The sequence below is a fragment of the Polynucleobacter sp. 35-46-11 genome (genome assembly GCF_002281105.1).
This window is the reverse complement of the sequence record NZ_NCFJ01000027.1, coordinates 1-20,496: the sequence shown is the minus strand read 5'-3', so window position 1 is coordinate 20,496 and position 20,496 is coordinate 1. Positions and strand designations below refer to the sequence as shown.

20 protein-coding genes are annotated in these 20,496 nt (G+C 46.7%); 8 read left to right on the top strand and 12 right to left on the bottom strand.

Features of this window, described 5'->3' with window-relative positions:
• Positions 1-65: 65 nt before the first annotated feature.
• The 3 genes from B7Y67_RS04085 to moaC all read right to left on the bottom strand — a co-directional run bounded on the left by B7Y67_RS04085 (position 66) and on the right by moaC (position 2,191).
• Positions 66-584, bottom strand: a complete 519-nt coding sequence (locus tag B7Y67_RS04085) for a hypothetical protein (protein ID WP_293597489.1) — start codon at positions 582-584, stop codon at positions 66-68.
• 30 nt (positions 585-614) lie between these two features.
• Positions 615-1,637 (bottom strand): site-specific integrase, encoded by a 1,023-nt coding sequence (locus B7Y67_RS04080; protein ID WP_293597488.1) that lies wholly within the window; start codon positions 1,635-1,637, stop codon positions 615-617.
• A gap of 74 nt (positions 1,638-1,711) precedes the next feature.
• Positions 1,712-2,191: a cyclic pyranopterin monophosphate synthase MoaC gene (gene moaC / locus B7Y67_RS04075; protein WP_293597487.1), complete on the bottom strand. Its 480-nt coding sequence runs from the start codon at positions 2,189-2,191 to the stop codon at positions 1,712-1,714.
• Between the two features lie 23 nt (positions 2,192-2,214).
• On the opposite strand from moaC, the gene B7Y67_RS04070 reads away from it, so the two are divergent.
• Positions 2,215-3,933, top strand: coding sequence for a M48 family metalloprotease (locus B7Y67_RS04070; RefSeq protein WP_293597486.1), 1,719 nt, complete (start codon positions 2,215-2,217; stop codon positions 3,931-3,933).
• Here the strand turns inward: B7Y67_RS04070 and B7Y67_RS04065 are convergent, their stop codons facing one another.
• From B7Y67_RS04065 to B7Y67_RS04045, 5 genes are read right to left on the bottom strand one after another with little or no spacing between them, the layout of a single operon-like run.
• Positions 3,934-4,548 (bottom strand): DUF2946 family protein, encoded by a 615-nt coding sequence (locus B7Y67_RS04065; protein WP_293597485.1) that lies wholly within the window; start codon positions 4,546-4,548, stop codon positions 3,934-3,936.
• 28 nt (positions 4,549-4,576) lie between these two features.
• Complete coding sequence (locus tag B7Y67_RS04060) at positions 4,577-5,011, bottom strand: nuclear transport factor 2 family protein (RefSeq protein ID WP_293597484.1); 435 nt, start codon at positions 5,009-5,011, stop codon at positions 4,577-4,579.
• A gap of 34 nt (positions 5,012-5,045) precedes the next feature.
• Positions 5,046-6,083: a lipopolysaccharide heptosyltransferase II gene (gene waaF / locus B7Y67_RS04055; RefSeq protein WP_293597483.1), complete on the bottom strand. Its 1,038-nt coding sequence runs from the start codon at positions 6,081-6,083 to the stop codon at positions 5,046-5,048.
• Positions 6,084-6,128: 45 nt separating this feature from the next.
• Positions 6,129-6,320, bottom strand: coding sequence for a zinc-finger domain-containing protein (locus B7Y67_RS04050; RefSeq protein WP_293597482.1), 192 nt, complete (start codon positions 6,318-6,320; stop codon positions 6,129-6,131).
• Positions 6,321-6,334: 14 nt separating this feature from the next.
• Positions 6,335-7,258: a branched-chain amino acid transaminase gene (locus B7Y67_RS04045; RefSeq protein ID WP_293597481.1), complete on the bottom strand. Its 924-nt coding sequence runs from the start codon at positions 7,256-7,258 to the stop codon at positions 6,335-6,337.
• Positions 7,259-7,468: 210 nt separating this feature from the next.
• On the opposite strand from B7Y67_RS04045, the gene B7Y67_RS04040 reads away from it, so the two are divergent.
• From B7Y67_RS04040 to B7Y67_RS04010, 7 genes are all read left to right on the top strand, one after another.
• Entirely contained in the window at positions 7,469-8,680 is a 1,212-nt protein-coding gene (locus tag B7Y67_RS04040; protein WP_293597480.1) for a phosphoglycerate kinase, read from the top strand.
• Between the two features lie 2 nt (positions 8,681-8,682).
• Positions 8,683-10,119, top strand: a complete 1,437-nt coding sequence (pyk, locus tag B7Y67_RS04035) for a pyruvate kinase (RefSeq protein WP_293597479.1) — start codon at positions 8,683-8,685, stop codon at positions 10,117-10,119.
• A 61-nt stretch (positions 10,120-10,180) separates the two neighbouring features.
• A complete protein-coding gene (fba, locus tag B7Y67_RS04030) occupies positions 10,181-11,245 on the top strand; it encodes a class II fructose-bisphosphate aldolase (protein ID WP_293597478.1) in 1,065 nt (354 codons plus the stop codon).
• A 7-nt stretch (positions 11,246-11,252) separates the two neighbouring features.
• A complete protein-coding gene (locus tag B7Y67_RS04025) occupies positions 11,253-12,149 on the top strand; it encodes a phosphoribosylaminoimidazolesuccinocarboxamide synthase (RefSeq protein WP_293597477.1) in 897 nt (298 codons plus the stop codon).
• Between the two features lie 80 nt (positions 12,150-12,229).
• Positions 12,230-12,724 carry a 5-(carboxyamino)imidazole ribonucleotide mutase gene (gene purE, locus B7Y67_RS04020; RefSeq protein ID WP_293597476.1) on the top strand — a complete coding sequence of 165 codons (495 nt, stop codon included), beginning with the start codon at positions 12,230-12,232 and terminating at the stop codon, positions 12,722-12,724.
• A gap of 4 nt (positions 12,725-12,728) precedes the next feature.
• Positions 12,729-13,913: a 5-(carboxyamino)imidazole ribonucleotide synthase gene (locus B7Y67_RS04015; RefSeq protein ID WP_293597475.1), complete on the top strand. Its 1,185-nt coding sequence runs from the start codon at positions 12,729-12,731 to the stop codon at positions 13,911-13,913.
• A 2-nt stretch (positions 13,914-13,915) separates the two neighbouring features.
• Positions 13,916-15,010, top strand: coding sequence for an L-threonylcarbamoyladenylate synthase (locus tag B7Y67_RS04010; protein ID WP_293597474.1), 1,095 nt, complete (start codon positions 13,916-13,918; stop codon positions 15,008-15,010).
• On the opposite strand, the gene dacB is transcribed toward B7Y67_RS04010, so the two are convergent.
• From dacB to B7Y67_RS03990, 4 genes are all read right to left on the bottom strand, one after another.
• Positions 14,956-16,515, bottom strand: a complete 1,560-nt coding sequence (gene dacB / locus B7Y67_RS04005) for a D-alanyl-D-alanine carboxypeptidase/D-alanyl-D-alanine-endopeptidase (RefSeq protein ID WP_293597473.1) — start codon at positions 16,513-16,515, stop codon at positions 14,956-14,958. The two genes, B7Y67_RS04010 and dacB, sit on opposite strands and share 55 nt — an antisense overlap.
• 48 nt (positions 16,516-16,563) lie before the next feature.
• Entirely contained in the window at positions 16,564-18,993 is a 2,430-nt protein-coding gene (locus B7Y67_RS04000) for an ATP-binding protein (RefSeq protein WP_293597472.1), read from the bottom strand.
• A gap of 7 nt (positions 18,994-19,000) precedes the next feature.
• Positions 19,001-19,624, bottom strand: coding sequence for a response regulator transcription factor (locus B7Y67_RS03995; RefSeq protein WP_293597471.1), 624 nt, complete (start codon positions 19,622-19,624; stop codon positions 19,001-19,003).
• 10 nt (positions 19,625-19,634) lie between these two features.
• Positions 19,635-20,496 (bottom strand): hypothetical protein (locus B7Y67_RS03990; protein ID WP_293597470.1); only part of this gene is annotated, 862 nt, incomplete at its 5' end.

Genomic DNA, 20,496 nt, shown 5'->3' with positions numbered 1-20,496 from the left:
ACTTTCGATAAAAGGGTGTCCTAGTATTTCTGAGTTTATTTTTTAGCTCAACAAGCCTTTTCCAACTATTTACGTTTGTACCAATTTGAGATGGTTCGAACGGTTGGTTGCGATTCGCCATCACCTCGCTTATCCCACTCATTCAAAATTATTTTTGAGGCACCCGTTACTGATAGGTTTTTGGTAGCAATTCTTTTGGCTAAGTCTTGATTTTTGCCCCATACCTTTTGGGCACGTTCAGTTGCCTTTTTTACCGTTTCTCTCGCCCCTAATTTTTGACCGATTGATAATGCTTCATGCGCCTTTTTCCAGTTGGCTAATATTTTTTGTTCGTAGCCGTCTGTACTTTCATCTTGTAACGAAGCATATTCTTCGATTAATTCTTGGGGAATAGTGGGGCTAAATTTGGTGTAAAGATCCCTGACGATTTTTTTGTAAGACTCAAAAATTTCATTTTGCTCCTTAGTTTGCTGAGGAGTCATTTTTAGAGCTGGCGGGCATGCACTTAATATTTCATCAATACGCTCTTTTTCAAGAGTTTTTAATGATTTTGGTCGACCACGTTTTTTGCTTGAGGGGTTCATACTTGCTAAAAATTCTACCCTGCCAGCTGATTACCCAAGCTTTTGTGCGAGAAGTTCTGGGTTTGGATGATAGTAGCGCTTAAGCATTGCAAGGCTCTTATGGCCGGACACGGCTGATAGTTCAATCAAGTTAGGTAGCTTCTCTGCTAGATGTGTAATAGCCATATGTCGCAAGTCATGGAATCTAATGTCCTTCACTCCAGCCTGCTTTCTTGCTCTATTAAATGCTTGTGACACTACCTCGTGAGTAAGCGGAAAAACTCGCCCGTCTAAGTTACGTGGTATCTCAGTCAAAATTTGAATCGCGTCTAAGTTACGTGGTATCTCAGTCAAAATTTGAATCGCATGGGTTGATAGCGGTACCGTTCTGCTGGTACCATTCTTGGTTAATGGCAAATATATTGTTTGTCGTTGAAGGTCTACATGCTCCCAGCGCAGCCCCAGTAACTCACCTCTACGCATGGCAGTTTCAAGCGCCAGCTTTACTAAAGGCAGCATCCATATCGAACGCCGCCCAGTGGGTCTCAAGGCTTCAAATAAGGCACTCGTTTCGGCTGCATCTAATATACGGCTTCTACCCTGTGGGTTTTTAGGTCTCGCTACTAGTGCTACGGGATTGATAATATTGATTCCCCATTCTTTACGAGCATGGGTGATGATTGAGGAAAAGTAGGATAACTCTCTGATGACCGTTGCTGGCGCTATTTCTTTAAGGCGCTCATCCCTGTGTTTTGCAATCTTTTGAGGGGTTAGGCTCACCATGTTTAGTTTTGCTATTGGACGCCTTGCTAGAGCCTTCAAACGAATGAAGTCGGCCTTGCCCCCACGCATAGTGGGCAATACTTCAGCTATATAACGCTCGATGATTTCAGCAAAAGTAGTGCGTTCAGCCAGCACAAGGTTGGTATAACTACCTTTTTGCATTTCGACTTCAACCTGCTTTGCCCAGCGCTCGGCATCGACTTTATTAATGAAGGTTTTACTTAGCGGAGCGTGACCTTGAATTTGAACTCGTGCTTGCCACTTACCGCTTCGGTTGCGAAATGTTGCCATTTACCTCTCCTTGGTAGGACAGGATTAGGCCAAGAGTGTTTTTAGTCTCTCGTTATTGTTTTATAGGTTAGTCACTAGTAGGTCGCCTTCCACTCCCCAGACTTGCCACCACTCTTTTCGAGTAGATGTACATCACCCACCACCATGCCTCTATCAACCGCTTTGGCCATGTCATAAATTGTGAGGAGGGCTACTTGGACTGCAGTCAGGGCTTCCATTTCGACGCCGGTTGGGCCAGTAGTTTCGGCCCTGACTTGGCAGGTGATACTGCTGGTGTCTTTATTGAGGGTAAATTCGAGGCTTACGTGTGTCAGAGCTAGTGGGTGACAAAGGGGTATCAAGTCCGACGTCTTTTTGGATGCCTGAATGCCTGCAATTCGGGCAATACCTAAAACATCCCCCTTTTTGTGAGTGCCTGCCTCAATCATGCTGAAAGTCTCTGGCAGCATAGTGATTCTGCCTGTAGCAATGGCAATCCGATGGGTATTGGGCTTGTCTCCAACGTTGACCATATGGGCTTGGCCACTGGCATCAAAATGAGTTAGTTTGTTCATGGGATAAGTTTTACCATATAGGGATGCAAGTCATAAAGACATCACAAAAATCAGCGCTATTTAAGCGAGTTTTGGCTGGCCAGCTCATTCTGAGCTTGGCTTGTCCTAGTGCGGGTTTCGTCTATGCAGCTGGACCTGCACCCTCCTCGGCAACAGGGGATGTATCGGTCCAAGGTGAGTCAGCGGCTTTGCAAAACCTTGGTAGAGCGGTTCAGTCGCCTGATGCTCGCTCCTCGAATCTGCCATCACGGAACGTACCCCAAACTCAACCAAGCTTTGTGCTTCCCGATATGGGTGATCCTGGTGGCGATAGCTTAAGTCGTATGGATGAGAAAAAATATGGCGAGATGATCATGCGCCAGATTCGTCCGGATGCAGATTATTCGAATGATTTGCCGATCTATGATTTTTTAAACCAAATGGAGCGACGCCTATTGCAAGCAGCAAAACGTTTGCAATTGGGTGGTGCTAATGAACAGGGTAGTGGCGCTTATAACTTTGAGGTATTCGCGGTTAAAGACAGTAGTATTAACGCGTTTGCATTGCCTGGTGGATTTATCGGTTTTCATACGGGATTGCTGGTTAGCGCGGAGACTGACTCTGAGGTTGCTTCGGTGATGGGTCACGAGACTGGTCACGTTTTGCAACGCCACCTAGCGCGGCAAATGGATAAGCAAACGACCAATACTATGATTGCCCTTGCCGGCATATTGTTGGGCGCCTTAGCTGCCTCACGTAATCCAGGCGCAGCTTCGGGTCTGATGCAGGGTGGTCAAGCGGTGGCGGTCAATAACCAGCTCTCCTATTCAAGAGATGCTGAGCGCGAAGCGGATCGTATTGGCTTTCAGATTCTGGCGGCGAGTGGTTATGACGTCAATGGCGCACCAGGATTTTTCCAGCGTTTACAAAAGGCGACTGGGATTATGGATAGTGGCGTGCCATCCTATGTGCGTACCCACCCCTTAACCACTGACCGTATTGCAGATATGCAAGATCGTGCTCGTAATATCGCCAATAGAAACGTACCAACGGCAATAGAGTTTTATTTCATCAAGGCGCGAGCTCGTATGGAGCAGTCCGGAAACTCGAGTCAGATGTATGACTTAAAAAATACCTTTGAGGCTTTAAGTAAACAGTCGGACCCAGGAAAGCAGTTGGAAGGTTTTTATGGGCTCGCGCTGGTAGCTCAAAAGCAGGGTAAGTTTGATCAGGCTGCAAGTTACTTACAGCAAGCGCGCAATCAAGTCAATAACGCTAGTGCACCAGGATCGCCCATTCAGCGGCAAAGTCTCTCTTTAGACATTACCTCTTCCGAGCTGGCATTAGCTAGAGATAAAGGTGATGAGGCCCTGCAAATTGCTCAAGCGACTTTAAAGGCTTACCCACAATCTTATGCTGCTGGGGCAGCGATGATGAATGCCTATCTCAAGCTTGGTCGCAATAATGACGCCATCACCTGGTTAAAGGCTCGTACTAGGTTGCAGCCCAATGAGGTCGTATGGTGGACCATGCTATCGAATGCTTATGACCAGGCAAAGAACGTACCAATGCGCCATTACGCTCTTGGAGAAAAGTATGCGCTTGAGGGTGCTTGGCCATCTGCCATTGAGCAACTTAAGATTGCTAGATCTTCTGGTGGAGCAGATTTTTATCAGGCCTCTAGCATTGATGCGCGCCTTCGTCAGATGCAAAAAGAATATCAAGAAGAGCTGAAGGAGCAGGGCAAAAATATGCCCAGTTGATTAATTGCTAGGCACTTTCACAAAGTAAAAGCGCTCACTCAGTTCGGCTGAGTGGATGGGCTCGATTGGCAAATATTTTCCATTCCATAGCCAGGAGCCTCTAAAACTACAGGCATCCTCCAGCACTTTCGATTGATCTGAGAATAGATCTAAATCATGATCATGTAGTAGTGCAACTGATAGGGTTTCAGTTCTAGTAAATACTGCGCTATCGATTTGATCAGAGAGTGATTGCGCAATGATTCCAGTAATGTAAATATTACCTTTTTCATCACTCAGGGCACCCTGCGGTTTTATCTCTGTGCCGCACTGGGTTGAAAGCTGAGGGCCGCTTGCGGTGGGAATGATTCTGGCAATGAATGGCGTGGCATCCAATGTAATAAAAACCCGTTGAGGCCCGTTCTGAAAAAAATATCTGCCAGAGGAATCGCAAGCGTAATTTCTGGAGATGAATTCATTGAGGGCTGCATGTTGAATGACACTTCCTGCTAATTGATTGGCTTGCGCGAATTCATCTCGCATGCGCCATTGACCGCGACGATCAAGTGCCAACCAACCGAAGCAGTGCGGAACATTCGGCCACTTAATCAGCGATCGTAGAACTTGCTCATCCATGAGGTGGTAATCTTTGCACCACTATGAATTAATGTAATCCATGTGGAGTTGAAGGTGCATCAAAAGTATCTTCAGTTGAATGACTTGCATGTAGGTGGGCAATGCGCCATCCTTGACTATCTTGTAATAGAACTAAGGTGATATTAATGAAGAACTCCGCCTCAATTTGATCAGCACGCAGATGAACTGCTTCAGTGGTGTCATAGATGGCAGCACCTAAAACTGAATGGCTAATACAGGCAATGGGTTCTAAAAAGAGAGCCTGCTTAGCTAGGAGGCGCTCTAGGCCAGCTCGAATTTCTGCATGACCACTTAGGCGTTGACCTTCTGGTAGTACGCAAGTAATTGAGTCATCATCTAGCCAGATTGCCAGAGCACTTTTAACGTCACGATGTTTTAAGGCATCACGCCAAGCATCCACCACTTCATCGGCATTATGAAAAAGTCTGGCTAGTTTTGGCATGGCTTACTTTCAGGTGACTTAGATTGATGCGAAATTAATGAAGATTCTGAATGGCTTCTAGTACATTGCCTGGCGAAATACCTTTTAAGCATTTGAGATGCCCTAGTGGGCACTCTCTTTTATGGCAAGGGCTGCATGGCAAGTTGAGATAGATGATCTTCGCTTTGTCAGACAGTGGTGGTGTGTGGTGCGGATCACTGGATCCAAAGATCGCCACCTGAGGAACCTTTAATGCGGCGCCGATATGCATTAATCCAGAATCGTTGCTGATTAGCGCCTTACTCATGCCAATGGTTGCAATCGCTTCATCAAGTGAAGTTTCTCCACACCAGTTCTGAATTTGTGCAGTGTTTGTCACCTGAGAAATAATTTCCTCGCCTAATGCGTGATCACTCTTACCACCTAAAAGAATGACGTGTGCATTTGGTTCATTTGTAGTTAGTTTCTGCGCAAGGGTAGCGAAGTGCTGAGTAGGCCAGCGTTTTGTTACGCCGTACTCAGCACCAGGGCAAAATACATAGATCGATTTTTCGTTAATTACATTTGCTTGCAGCTTCTTACCGACTGATTGCTTGGCCGCAAGAGAGATGTTGAGCTTGGGATCTGCAGGCTTGATGGCACCAATCTTTTCTGAATGATCCATGACATTGCAGAGCGCAAGGTAATGATTTGCCATTGGAGGGCGATCAATCTTGCTGGGGTTATCTAAGGCAAGATTAATTAGCCCAAAGCGCATCTCTCCTCGATACCCAATCCGTAGCGGAATATTGGCAAGCCAAGGAATGAGTGCGGACTTCAAACTATTTGGTAGTACAAAGCAAGCATCATATTGATTTAATTCCAATTGCTTTGCGAGTTGTTTGCGTAAGCCCCATTGCAACTGCTTATGCTCTAGGCGCGCTTCAATGACCTGATGAACTTCTTCACAGGCGCGATAAATTGGCGCGACCCAAGGGCTTGCTAAAACATCAATCTGAGACTGCGGGTAAAGAATTTTTAGATTTGCCAGGAGCGGCTGGGACATTACGGCATCGCCAATCCAGTTGGGGGCGATGATCAGAATACGATTCATATAAGGTATCCCGACACAGCACCCCGCTTTGGGGTGCTGGTAGGCTTAGTGCCCGTGGGGCTCGGTACCAGGAATGAGTTTGTACTCAGTGCCGCAATAAGGACACTTTGCTTCACCCATCTTAGCAACATCCAGGAATACACGTGGATGTGAATTCCAGCTGGGTGTTTTATTGGTTGGGCAATGTAAAGGCAAATCGGTATTGCCATTAACCATTACAACTTGAGCGTCACTCATTCTCTGAATTCCTATTACTTAACGTAAGTTAACCAAGACTTGTATTTATCGCTTCTACCGTAGACCGCATCAAAGTAGGTCTTCTGGATTTGCTCGGTAATCGGACCGCGCTTACCGTCACCAATGGTGCGATCGTCCAACTCACGAATTGGTGTAACTTCAGCGGCAGTACCAGTGAAGAAGGCTTCATCTGCTGAATACACTTCATCGCGAGTAATGCGCTTCTCACGCAACTCATAGCCAAGGTCTTTAGCGATTTGCATGATGGAGTTACGGGTGATGCCGTCTAAACAAGAAGCTAGATCAGGCGTGTAAATAATGCCGTTATTTACGATAAAGATGTTCTCGCCAGAGCCTTCAGATACATAACCCTCCGTATCAAGCAGGAGGGCTTCATCGTAGCCATTGGCTGTTACTTCTTGGTTGGCCAAAATGGAGTTGATGTAATAACCAGAAGCCTTGGCACGAACCAGTGAAGAGTTCACAAAGTGGCGTGTAAATGAGGAGGTTTTAACGCGAATACCCTTATTAATGCCATCCTCGCCCAGATACGCACCCCATTCCCAAGCAGCGATTGCTGTGTGGATGCTATTGCCTTTTGGGGAGATGCCGAGTTTTTGGGAGCCGATAAAGATAATTGGGCGAATGTAGCAAGATTCCAGCTTATTGCTATTAACCACCTCAATAATGCCGTTACTGATCTGCTCAGGAGTCCAAGGCATGCTCATCTGGAAAATCTTGGTTCCATTGAATAAGCGCTTAACGTGCTCTTGAAGGCGGAAAATGGCGGTACCTTGGGGGGTTTTATATGCGCGAATACCTTCAAATACACCCATACCGTAGTGGAGACTGTGCGTTAGCACATGAATATTGGCCTCACGCCAGGGAATAAGCTTCCCATCGGACCAAATAAAGCCATCGCGGTCGGACATCGACATTTTCTCTACCTTTTAAATATGTAATAAATTGGGTGATTCAATTCGGTAAAACAGGGTACCAAGCCAATGGGAACCCCTAGGCCTGGAATACGTCTCAGCCTTTATTGTAGAGCAGGGAGCGTGACGGGGTAGTCCAATTCCCTTGGGGTCTAAAGCCCAGACGATTTAGAATGGAGCATTCCCCACAAACCACTAAATTTGCCCATTCTCATGCCGGAAACTCTCTTTAAAGTAAAACGACTAAGTGAACTAGCTGCGGCAGGTCTTCTCAAGGGAAAACGGGTTTTAATCCGTGCTGACCTCAATGTCCCTCAGGATGATGTGGGCAATATCACGGAAGACACCCGCATCAGGGCCTCGATGCCGGCAGTGCAAATGTGTTTAGATGCTGGCGCAGCGGTCATGGTGACCTCCCACTTGGGGCGTCCAACGGAGGGTGAGTTCAAGCCCGAGGATAGTTTGGCGCCAGTAGCCGATCGGATAGCAAGCCTTTTGAATCGCAAGGTCCCTTTAATTAGTGATTGGGTCAATGGTGGTTTTGAAGTGAATCCAGGCGAATTGGTATTGCTAGAAAACTGTCGTCTTAATGTCGGTGAGAAAAAGAACAACGATGAGTTGGCCAAGAAGATTGCCGCTCTTTGTGATGTTTATGTAAATGACGCTTTTGGTACTGCCCATCGTGCTGAGGCAACTACCCATGGTGTGGCTAAATTTGCCCCGATTGCTTGCGCTGGTCCTTTGATGGCTGCAGAGTTGGATGCCTTGAGTCGTGCTCTAGCAAGTCCTAAGCGTCCATTGGTGGCGATTGTCGCGGGTTCCAAGGTGTCTTCAAAGCTGACCATTCTGAAAGCTTTGGCTGATAAGGTAGACGAGTTGATTGTTGGTGGCGGTATTGCCAATACTTTTATGTTGGCTAAAGGCTTGCCAATTGGTAAGTCACTGGCAGAGCCAGATTTGGTTAATGATGCTCGAGAAATCATGGAGATTATGGAAAAGCGCGGTGCGCATGTTCCCATTCCTGAGGACGTCGTGGTTGCGAATGAGCTCTCTCCGTTGGCACGTGCGAACCGCGTACCTGCAGATCAAGTTGCAGAAGACGACATGATTTTGGATATTGGCCCTAAAACTGCTGCGCGCTTATCTATTATGTTGGCGCATGCCGGCACGATTGTGTGGAACGGTCCATTAGGCGTATTTGAGATTGACCAGTTTGGTGGTGGCACCAAGATGTTGGCAGCAGCAATTGCCCATTCACCAGCTTTCTCGATTGCAGGTGGTGGCGACACCTTAGCAGCAATTGCAAAGTACGGTATTGAAAATCAAGTGGATTACATCTCTACTGGCGGTGGTGCTTTCTTGGAATTTTTAGAAGGCAAGACCTTGCCAGCCTTTGCAGTATTGGCTGAAAGAGCGAAAGACTAAATATGTTGAGAGCAACAAAGATCATTGCCACATTAGGGCCTGCATCAGAAAAGCCTGAAGTATTGCGCGAGATGATTCGTGCAGGCGTGGATGTTGTGAGAATGAACTTTTCTCATGGCACTGTTGCTGACCACAAAGCGCGTCACGATTTAGTACGAAGCATTTCTGCGGAAGTTGGCAAAGAGGTTGGCATCATGGCCGATCTTCAGGGCCCAAAAATTCGCGTAGGTAAATTTGTTGATAGCAAAATTCTCTTAAAAGAAGGCGCGCAATTTATTCTGGATGTTGCGTGTGAGCTCGGTAATCAAGAGCGCGTGGGCTTGGATTACAAAGAGCTGCCGCAAGATGTCAAACCTGGCGATCGCCTCTTATTGAATGACGGCTTAGTTGTTCTTCGTGTTGAAAGTGTTAAGGGTGGAGAAATTTTTACTCTCGTCGAGCAAGGCGGACCGCTTTCTAATAACAAGGGCATTAACCGTGCTGGCGGGGGCTTGACTGCACCAGCGCTGACAGAAAAAGATATCGCCGATTTGGATGCTGCGATTGCGATGGGTGTAGATTTTCTAGCAATCAGTTTTCCAAAAGACGGTGCAGATATGGCCTATGCTCGCAAGCTAGCAGATGCAGCTAGTGCAAAGCATGGCGTTGGTAAAGTTCGCACGATTGCGAAGGTAGAACGTGCTGAAGCGATTGAGCCCGATGCGCTCAATAGCATCATCGCAGAGAGCGACGGCATTATGGTTGCCCGTGGCGACTTGGCGATTGAGGTTGGTAATGCCGCTGTTCCTGCTTTGCAAAAACGCATGATTAAACTCGCGCTAGAGGCTGATAAATTTACAATCACTGCGACGCAAATGATGGAGTCCATGATTAATGCTCCAGTACCTACACGTGCTGAAGTAAGTGACGTAGCCAATGCGGTATTAGATGGTACAGATGCAGTAATGTTGTCCGCAGAGTCCGCTGCAGGTATGTATCCTGTCCAAACAATCAAGGCGATGGCCGAGATTTGTGTTGAGGCGGAAAGGTCAGATCGTGTAAAGCTAGATACAGATTTTTTAGATCAAACCTTCGCACGCATTGATCAAACGATTGCTTTGGGCGCGTTATTTACAGCGCATCACCTCAATGCCAATGCTATTGCTGCTTTGACTGACTCAGGATCTACTGCGGTTTGGATGAGTCGTCACAATATTCATTTGCCTATTTTTGCTTTAACTTCAAAGATTGCAACTCAGCGTGCCTTGAGCACTTATCGCAATGTATTCCCCATCGGCTTAGATTACACCAAACAACGCGATACTGCCTTGCAGGAGGTGGAGGATTGTCTGAAAAAGTTAGGGGCGGTAAAGACGGGTGATGTAGTGGTGCTGACTTCGGGAGAGCCGATGGGTGAGCCTGGTGGTACCAATTCACTCAAGATTATTCAGGTGAAGTAATTCATTTTTAAGATTTGTATTCAAACTATTTATCACTAACATTTTTAATTAAGAGACCATCATGGCTTTAGTATCTTTACGACAACTCTTGGATCACGCCGCTGAAAATGGCTACGGCTTGCCAGCATTTAACGTTAATAATTTAGAGCAAGTAACGGCGATTATGGAGGCCGCTAATGAGGCAGATTCTCCAGTGATCATGCAAGCCTCTGCCGGTGCTCGAAAATATGCTGGCGAATCATTCTTGCGTCATTTGATTTCAGCTGCGGTTGAGGCTTACCCACATATTCCAGTCGTAATGCATCAAGATCATGGGCAAAGTCCAGCGGTGTGTATGGCGGCCATTAAGAGTGGCTTTACTAGCGTGATGATGGATGGCTCCTTAGAGGCTGACGGGAAGACGGTTGCTAGCTATGAATACAACGTCGATGTATCTAGAGAGGTGGTGAAGTTCTCTCACTCCATTGGAGTTACTGTTGAAGCGGAGTTGGGTGTTCTCGGCTCGCTAGAGACAATGCAAGGCGATAAAGAGGATGGTCATGGTGCCGATGGCAAAATGACGCGCGAGCAATTGTTGACAGACGTTGAGCAAGCGGCTGACTTTGTAAAGGCTACTCAGTGTGATGCCTTAGCTATTGCGATTGGTACTAGTCACGGCGCCTATAAATTTACGAAGAAGCCTACAGGCGATATTTTGGCAATTGAGCGCATCAAAGAAATTCACACACGGATTCCGAATACGCATTTAGTGATGCATGGTTCATCGAGTGTTCCACAAGAGTTGCTCGCGGAGATTCGTGAGTTTGGTGGCGATATGAAAGAAACTTACGGTGTGCCTGTTGAAGAAATTCAAGAAGGCATTAAGAACGGTGTACGTAAGATCAATATTGATACTGATATTCGTTTGGCGATGACTGGCGCAATTCGCCGCTACCTGTTTGAAAATCCAAGCAAGTTTGATCCACGCGACTATCTGAAACCTGCGCGTGAAGCAGCCAAGAAAGTGTGTATTGCGCGTTTCAATGCTTTTGGTTGTGCAGGCCAAGCATCAAAAATTAAGCCAATTCCCCTAGAGAAAATGGCTGAGTTGTACAAGAGTGGCAAATTGGCCCAGATCGTTAAGTGAGATAAATATGCCAGCTTTGTACGCCACTTCTATTAAGTCCTTGCCTTTGCTCTCCAAAGGAAAAGTGCGTGATGTATACGCGCTAGGTGATGACAAGCTACTCATGATCACTACCGATCGCTTGTCTGCCTTTGACGTAGTCATGGGTCAGCCGATTCCTGAGAAGGGTATTGTGCTCAACCAAATGGCCAACTTTTGGTTTGACAAGTTAGCCAAGGTAATTCCGAATCACTTGACAGGTGTTGATCCTGAAAGCGTTGTCCCAGCTGATGAAGTTGATCAAGTTAAAGGCCGTGCAGTAGTTGCTAAGCGACTGAAGCCAATCTTGGTTGAAGCGGTAGTGCGTGGTTACCTGGCTGGTAGTGGCTGGAAAGATTACAAAGAGACTGGCAAGGTCTGTGGCATTGCATTACCAGAAGGTTTGGAAAATGCACAGAAGTTGCCTGAGCCTATTTTTACTCCTGCAGCTAAAGCAGAAGTGGGTGAGCATGATGAAAATATCTCCTTTGAAAAGGTGATTGAGATGATTGGTGAGAAGTTGGCCAATCAGATTCGTGAAGTCAGCATTCGTTTGTACAAAGAGGCTTCTGAATATGCTGCTACTCGCGGGATCATCATTGCTGATACCAAGTTTGAATTTGGCTTGGATGATGCCGGTCAGTTAGTGTTGATGGACGAAATCCTCACTGCCGACTCTTCTCGCTTTTGGCCTGCCGAAACCTACTATGTGGGCGCAAACCCCCCTTCCTATGACAAGCAATTTGTGCGTGACTGGCTCGAAACAGCCTTGGTTGATGGCAAGCCTTGGCCAAAAACAGCCCCTGCGCCTGCTTTGCCATCGGACGTGATCGATAAAACAGCAGAAAAGTACCGTGAAGCACTTGCTCGCTTAACTAAAGTCTAATTTCCTGGGGCCCTAAAAAGGCTGGGATAATAAGTCCTTAGATAGATTAACGATGTAGATCAGGGCATTTGGAGAGGTAAATGAGCAAAAAACCAGTAGTTGGAATAGTAATGGGATCCAATTCAGATTGGGACACCATGCAGCACGCTGCTCAAATGCTGGAGCAATTTGGTATTGCTCACGAGGCTAAGGTGGTTTCTGCTCACCGTATGCCAGATGACATGTTTGCCTATGCAGAAAATGCATCTAAAAACGGGCTAAAGGCGATTATTGCTGGTGCTGGTGGCGCTGCGCATTTACCAGGCATGTTGGCATCCAAAACAATTGTGCCTATCTATGGCGTTCCGGTTGCTAGCAAATATTTACGCGGCGAGGACTCTCTGTATTCCATCGTACAAATGCCTAAGGGCATTCCAGTGGCGACATTTGCGATTGGTGAAGCTGGTGCTGCCAATGCAGCTTTGCATGTGATTGCCAATTTGGCAGTGAATGATCCTGCGTTAGCTAAACAGCTAGAAGAGTTTCGTTCGAAGCAGTCTGATACTGCCCGCTCCATGAATTTGCCGGGATATTAATCAGATGGCAGATCGTTTGGAGCCCATTTTGCCGGGCTCGTATTTAGGAATTTTAGGTGGCGGTCAATTGGGGCGGATGTTTACACAGGCTGCTCAAGCCATGGGGTACAAGGTCTGCGTTTTGGATCCTGGATCAGATAGTCCCGCTGGCTCCATTGCGGAAAAATTTATTCAGGCAGATTACACCGACTCCGCGGCTCTAAAAGAGATGGCGAGCATTTGTAAATCTGTTAGCACTGAATTTGAAAATGTCCCTGCTCAAGCTTTAGATGGGCTCGAGTCTTTGGGTGTCTTTGTGGCGCCTCGCAGCAGTTGCGTATCTCTGGCTCAAAACCGCGTTGCCGAGAAAAAGTTTTTAGCTACCTGGAAAGCAGAAACCAATATCGGTCCTGCGCCTTATTTTGTGCTTGAGCATGATGCAGATATTGCATACGTTCCCGCAGATCTATTTCCTGGCATCTTGAAAACTGCTCGTATGGGTTATGACGGTAAAGGTCAAGTTACTGTTTACGACTCTACCAATTTAGTTTCTGCTTGGGCTGAATTAGGTAAGGTACCTTGTGTTCTTGAAAAGCGGATGGATTTAGATTTTGAGGTATCTGCTTTGGTGGTGCGTGGATATGATGATGCAGTAGTGGCGTATCCTGTTTCTCAGAACATCCATCGCGACGGTATTTTGCACACTTCTACTGTGCCAGCGCCATCACTAAAACCTGCTCAAGAGAAAAAAATTATTGAAGCGGCTAAAGCGCTCATTCGGAAGATCGACTATGTTGGTGTTTTGTGTGTAGAGTTTTTCGTGTTGAAGAGTGGCCATATCGTTGCAAACGAAATTGCTCCGCGTCCGCACAACTCGGGCCACTACACCATGGATGCTTGTGTCAGTAGTCAGTTTGAGCAGCAAGTCAGAAGCATGGCTCGCTTGCCATTAGGCGACACCCGCTTGCTAGCACCGGTCTCTATGCTCAATCTCTTGGGAGATCTTTGGTACGAAGGTAGTGAAGATAAGGCAAGAGAGCCTGCTTGGGATAAGGTACTCTCTCATCCGGATGCCAAATTGCACTTGTACGGCAAATCTGAACCACGCATGGGCCGTAAGATGGGTCACATCAATTGTTTGGGTGAGTCAATTAACCAGGCTCGCCAAAATTGCGCAGCTGTCGCAGTTGAATTAGGGATCGAGCCCTAGAAATGTCTACTGATAGTAGCGCGCTGCAATCATCTGCGGTAATTAACGAAGCGGTACAAACGTTGCGAGATGGTGGCTTAGTCGCCTTTCCAACCGAGACGGTTTATGGCTTGGGGGCAGATGCAAAGAACCCGGATGCAATCAAGCAGATTTTTGCTGCCAAGGGCAGGCCTTCCAATCACCCGTTAATTGTTCACTTAGCAGCCCCTGACAAGTTTGATCAGGCGCAAGTCGATTGGGTTCCGGTTCTGGCGCCCTGGGTAAGAGATTTGTCGGAAGATGCATTAAAACTCATCAATGCTTTTTGGCCGGGTCCACTAACCCTGGTCTTTAAAAAAGATAAAAGCGTTTTAAACGAACTTACAGGTGGTCAGGATACCGTGGCCATACGCGCACCCGCTCATCCTATTGCACAAGAGCTATTGCGTAAATTTAAGGGTGGGGTTGTTGCTCCATCAGCCAATCGTTTTGGTAAGGTTTCTCCAACCAGTGCAGCCGATGTCCGTAGCGAGTTTGAAGGTATGCTGGATCTGATGATTTTGGATGGCGGCGATTGCGAAGTTGGAATTGAATCGACCATCATCGATTTATCTTCAGGTGAGCATCCGGTCTTATTGCGCCCAGGGCTCATTACTCCAGGTGAAATTCTTGCTAAGACGGGTATCAAAGTCTATTTACCTGGTGAGCTCAACTCAACTAAGCAAGACGATGGCTTGCCAAGGGTCTCCGGCAGTCTGCGTGCCCATTACGCCCCGACAACCCCATTAAGAATGTACTCATCAGGCAGAGTCTTGGATGCACTCAGTGAGTTTCCGGATATCAAGTCACGGGTAGCTGTTGCGGTATGGGACTCAGATTCTGCGCTAGGAGAGGATGGTCACCCATCAGTGCATTTTGAGGAAGTCATTGTGCCCAGTGATAGCGCTACATTTGCAAGTCGTTTATATCGCTCTTTGCGAGATTTGGATCAGCAAGGTTGGGATCTTATTCTGTTTCCAGAGCCACCAGTAGGGGAAGAGTGGGATGGCGTTCGAGACCGTCTTCAGCGTGCATGCTTTGGTTCCGGTCCGTCATCAAGTAGCCACGCCAGTAGTTGATCATGCGCCTCTAAACCTTTCCAAGCATTGGGATGGTTAATGAATGAGGTCACCGCATACATTTTCCCAGACTTACTCATCACGTAGCCTGATATTGCTCGAACATCAGCAAGTGAACCTGTCTTGATTCGGACTTCAGGTTTTTTCTTCAAATGCAGAAATTTTCGTAAATGCGTCATGAGGCGATTGCGCATCGTGCCGTCTTTGCCGGCAATCGGTAGACTGTTGTAAAACATATCCGCTATGGATAGGTTGCGAGCTGCAACTAATAATTGCGTCATATGCTCAGCAGAGATTGCTTCATTGCGAGATAGACCAGAGCCATTTTCAATCACGAGTTCTGGAAACTGAAGCCCCAACCCCTTTAGCCAGCTCTGAATTACAAGCTCTCCATTTTCAGTAGTTGCTGGTTTACCCATCTTCTCTAAAGCTAGGGTTAGCATGAGTTGTCTGGCCATAACGTTGTTGGAATACTTATTAATATCTTGTACGTCATCAGCCAAAGCAATGCCCTCAAACTGCAGCAGCAGTCGCGCTGCTAGTGGGACGGCGCCAGAATTTCCGATAGGTGTTTGAGTCCAGGATCCGCCAGCTAATTCCCAGGCAGCAGCGAACCCTTGCGTCAGAAAGGTATTGGCATCCAAAGCAACAACGTTGTAGTTCACTGCTTTGCAAGTATTCGGAAACCTACCAGAGAACTGTGCAGTGAGGAGTAGGTTGGTAGCAGTTCCATTACCCTCTGGATCTAAGTTAAAGTGAATATTACTTTTCCAGCTATCGCAAGATTGATCAACCAATTGCATTTGGTTGATCACTTTGAGTTGAGAGAGAGGTGGCGTATAGCTAATGTCAATAAAGTCTGCAGTGCGCGATTTACCAAGCTGAAATGAAAGGGTCCTAAAGGCGTATAGCAGGGGATCGGGTGGTACGTTATAGGCGCGCAATGATTCGCCATCAATAGTGTTGGGCTCCATGACGTTAGGCGCATAGGCACTTCTATCAAAAAATAGATTCCCATCAATTATCTGGATGCCCAGGTTTTGTAGGGCTTTCATCATTTTGGCGAATTCTTCGGGGACTAACTTTGGATCGCCGGTGCCTTGCAAATACAGATTGCCTTTGAGGACCCCTTGGCGAATAAGTCCATCGGTGTAGATGTTTGTACGCCAACGATATTGAGGGCCCAATACATCTAAGCCACTGAGGGTGGTGACCAACTTCATGGTGGAGGCGGGGTTCATCGCTTGTTTAGAGCGCCAATCTACTTCAGTTTTTGCCGTAACTTTCCCTGGTCGACCTGGTTCAATTTCTGCTACTGAAATACTGATGGCCTCTTTGGGAATTTGACTCTTTTCAAGGCTAGCAGCTACAGCTTTCGGAATGTACTGAAGGGCAGTTTCTTGGGAAACTAGATCAGCGGAATGCGCCCATGGACTGAGCAGCAGGCAGGTAAATAGGCTGGCCAGTAGGAGGGTGGTAGCAAGCAAAGAGTTTCGAGTATGCATTCCCTATAGGATAAACCTTAGCGCTCAAGATCTTAAGACTACTCACAATTACTCTCGATATCTTTTCTTGCAAGCCTCGATAGTTTGGTTTTGTTCTTCTAGTATTGCGATGAATCGCTCAATACGATCTAAAAGGGGGCCGCTGATTTCAAGATCTTGGCAGGCTTGGACGAATTGAGTAGCCTGCAGTAGTTGTGCACCACCTTTGACTTTATGAACCAGACTCTGAAATTGCATTTCATTAAGCCGGGTTTGATTATTGTTTGGACGTAATTGCATCAATGCGTCCAGATGAACTTTTTCAATCCCTTCCAAGACCACGATGATTTGATGGGGATCGTCTTTGATCAGATTGGAGAAGGTGTCAAATGAATAGGGCTCATCAGTGCAGGCGGAATGTTGGCTGGATTCAAAATAGCGCATGAGCTCATTCTCAAGAGCCCCCAAGCTCAGTGGCTTGATGAGAACGCCATTCATACCAGATGATAAAAATTGATGACGCGAATCTAGTGCGTAAATATCCGCTGTGACACCAATGATGATGAGGTCACGATTGCCTAGAGATCGAATTTCTTTTGCTAGCTCAGAGCCTTGCATCCCGGGCATAGATTGATCGGTCAGCATGAGATCAAAATGATGATCCTTCATGAGTTCAAGGGCGGCGATAGCGTTCTCGCAAATGTAGGTGTTAATTCCCAATGCCTCTAATTGTAGGGATAAAATTTGGCGACTGGCCGGATGATCTTCAACTACTAAAGCATGAATGCCACAATTTTTCCGCCCCGGCCTTTTAGAAATCAAGCTTCTAAATGATGGTGTAAGCGAGTCAAAGCCTGCAGCCTGTGGAGCAGCAACACTGGTTCTGGGAAGGGCCACCGAAAAGTGAATATTGCTTCCAAAGCCTGGTGCACTCTCAAAATAGAGATGGCTATTCATGGAGCTTACCAAGTGATTGGTGATAGTGAGGCCAAGCCCTGTTCCCCTCTTTTGCTCGGATACGTAAGATTTTTGGGTGACAGGCAATTGTTCAAAGGCTTGCAGTGCCAATTTGATTTGATCGCTGCCCATGCCCACCCCTGTGTCGATGACTCTGAACTCGAGTAATTGGCCCGCATGATCATCTGCAAGGACGGTGATGGAAAAGTACACCTCACCCTCGTTAGTAAATTTAATTGCATTACTGAGTAAATTCTGCAGAACTTGTCGCAGACGCAAGGCGTCAATCATGAGTACTTCGGCTATTCTGGGGTCAATTGAGGTGTGGAGTAATAGCCCTTGTTTCTTAGCTACTGTTGAAAATGCCGCATGAATATCCATAATCAATTGATGTGGATTGCAAGGTTCTAAATTGAGTGTGAGCTTGCCAGCCTCAATCTTAGAAATATCCAACACTTGATTGAGCATGCCTAAAAGAGATTCAGCTGATGCTTGGGCGCTCTTTAATAAAGGTTTATCTTTCTTGGGAAATTGCTCGCTACCCAGCAGTAGTTCTTGAACGCCCAAGATGGCATTCATAGGCGTACGAATTTCATGGCTCATGGTTGCCAAAAAAGCAGACTTGGCAGCATTCGCTTTTTCAGCCAACTCCTTAGAGTTCAGCAACTCAAGAGCTGCTTGCTTCTGATAAAAATACTTTCTTTGCAGTTGGTAAAACATTACCCCGCTAATAATGAGGACAAAGATGGCGCTTAGCCAGGGTAGTATGGATGATTGTGATCTGGGCTGCTCCCCAAATGCAAAGAGTTGGCGCGATGCAATAGGATCTAGATCATCAAGAAAGTGGCTTAATACATTATGCAATGGGGTATCTTGATCTGAGATGAGCCAGCGATAGGCAAAAGGATCGCGACTATATAAACCATCTATTTTTAAGTCTGAATTTTGGTGCTCTTGTATTAGCTGCCGCGCTAAGCGAATAGGCATGACCAATGCCTCGATATCACTTTTAATAAGGGACTGAATTAAGCTATTAGGAGACTTTGCTTCCTTGCCCCCGCTGTAGCTATTCACACTGGCAGGTGCATTCTCAAGGCCTCGATCGAAATAGCCGATCTTTATATTAGGTGAGCTCAGCTTACCTGAGGACTTGGTGACGACAGCATCATGTCCCCAGAAGATGGCTTCCGATAGGGAGCCGAATTGTAAGACGTGGTCATCAATATTTGGCGGATCGATGATGAAATTGACTTCGCCTTTACTCAGTTGCTTTAATCCCTCTGGATCTGACTTCCTCCATACCGGCACGTATTGCTGTCGTGTGCATTCTTCAATCTTTGACAGCAGTGCTTTAAAGGGCCCTAAACCCTCTCGACCATTTGACGGTTCGAGATAGGGTGCATATTTTTCATGAATGCTAAATCGAACGACTGGATGGGCATCGATCCATGATTGTTCTACAGCACTAAATGGGCCGCCATGAGCCAGTCCTCCGTAGATGTAGCAGAGCGCTAATACTCTGTTCAATGTGAATCGATGCATGCTGGATTTAGCTTTCGATGATGTTGTTTATGCGGCAGAACAAGATCAAGTCAGCAATATTGTTAATGCCTAGTTTGTCAAAGACCCTGGTCTTATAGGTTGCCACTGTCTTATTACTAATGTGCAATAAGTCCGATATTTGCTGATTGGTATTGCCTTTTCCGAGATACTTCATGACTTGCAGTTCTCGATCCGATATCAGCGCTAATTTGTCGTTATCGCTCAGAGAGGTGTTGCCATTTTTCCCATGCGTGAAGAAGGTATATCCCTGTGAGATGGCAACGCAGGCTGCCAGAATGACATCCGCTCCAGCCGTCTTATTCACAAAGCCATGTGCACCTAAGGATCGCACTCTGCCGCCATAGACTGCTTCATCTAAGCTAGATAACACCAGAATTCGAACTTCTGGATGCATCAGGCCAATCCGACGTATCACATCAAAGCCATCGGTCTTGGGCATATCCAAATCCAAGATCACCATATTGGGATTGACTTCTTTGATTGAGCGCAGGCACTCTTCACCATGTTGCGCTTGTCCTGCTATCTCAAAAAGCAATTGATCCTGCAACATACTTTTTAATGCCATCAGCATAGCTGGATGGTCATCTACCAACATCACGCGTTTTCTCATTACTTTCTCATTACTTGTCTCCGTTTAGGTTTTTATGAGGGTGCAGCGAAAAAATGGCCTTAGCGATACGGCTATCGCTCGTGTGTAGCATTTGATGTCGACTTATCGGGGGCATCATCAGTCCGTCATAGCAGTGGTGTGCTCCCATTGCGATCACATTTTCTAAATCCTTCACCAGAGAAATGTTGCCGGCGTAGATTTGAGTCTGGAATTTCAGGCCAAGGGAAATCATTTCATTTGGTATGCCTTCGCCACGGAATTGCCCCATCTCGATATGAATGCCCTCAGGCTCGATTTCCTTGATCCAATTGATTTGCGAATTAGCGTCAGAAAAATCAAGCAGATGGATTAAGACACCAAGACGGCGCATTCGTAATATACCTTCCATGCAGGAATCCATGGAGTCGGCCTCGGTGAGTTTGTGTGCACCCAAAATTACGAGCCCAACAGGTAGTCGAGAATTTAGAATCAGGTCACTTAAAGCGTCTATGAGGTTGCTAGATGCCAAGTGTTGCGCTGGCAAAGGCAGGATGCCCGGAATGAAGCGACCGCTGCGATACCAGTATGTAATCGTGTCTAGCCCCTCCATGAATAATCTCAGGAGCTGCGTATCGGTGGCGGTTAGCAATGGTCTAAATAATGAGCTCGTCAGCTTAGTTCCTTGGCTATTAAAGATGGGTTCGTTACTAATCGCTTGTCGCTGGGACCAGGATTGGTGTTCATCGAGCGCTTCGCCGCTAAGACCTAGCCAAGGCTGGCCGCAAGCATCGCGCACTTCTTGGAAGGGTTTGTTCTTCCAAGCCTTTACAAGCGTGTACAGCCGGGATTTCGGGCTCATCAGCATTCTCCAATCATTGAATAGCCAGTCTAGG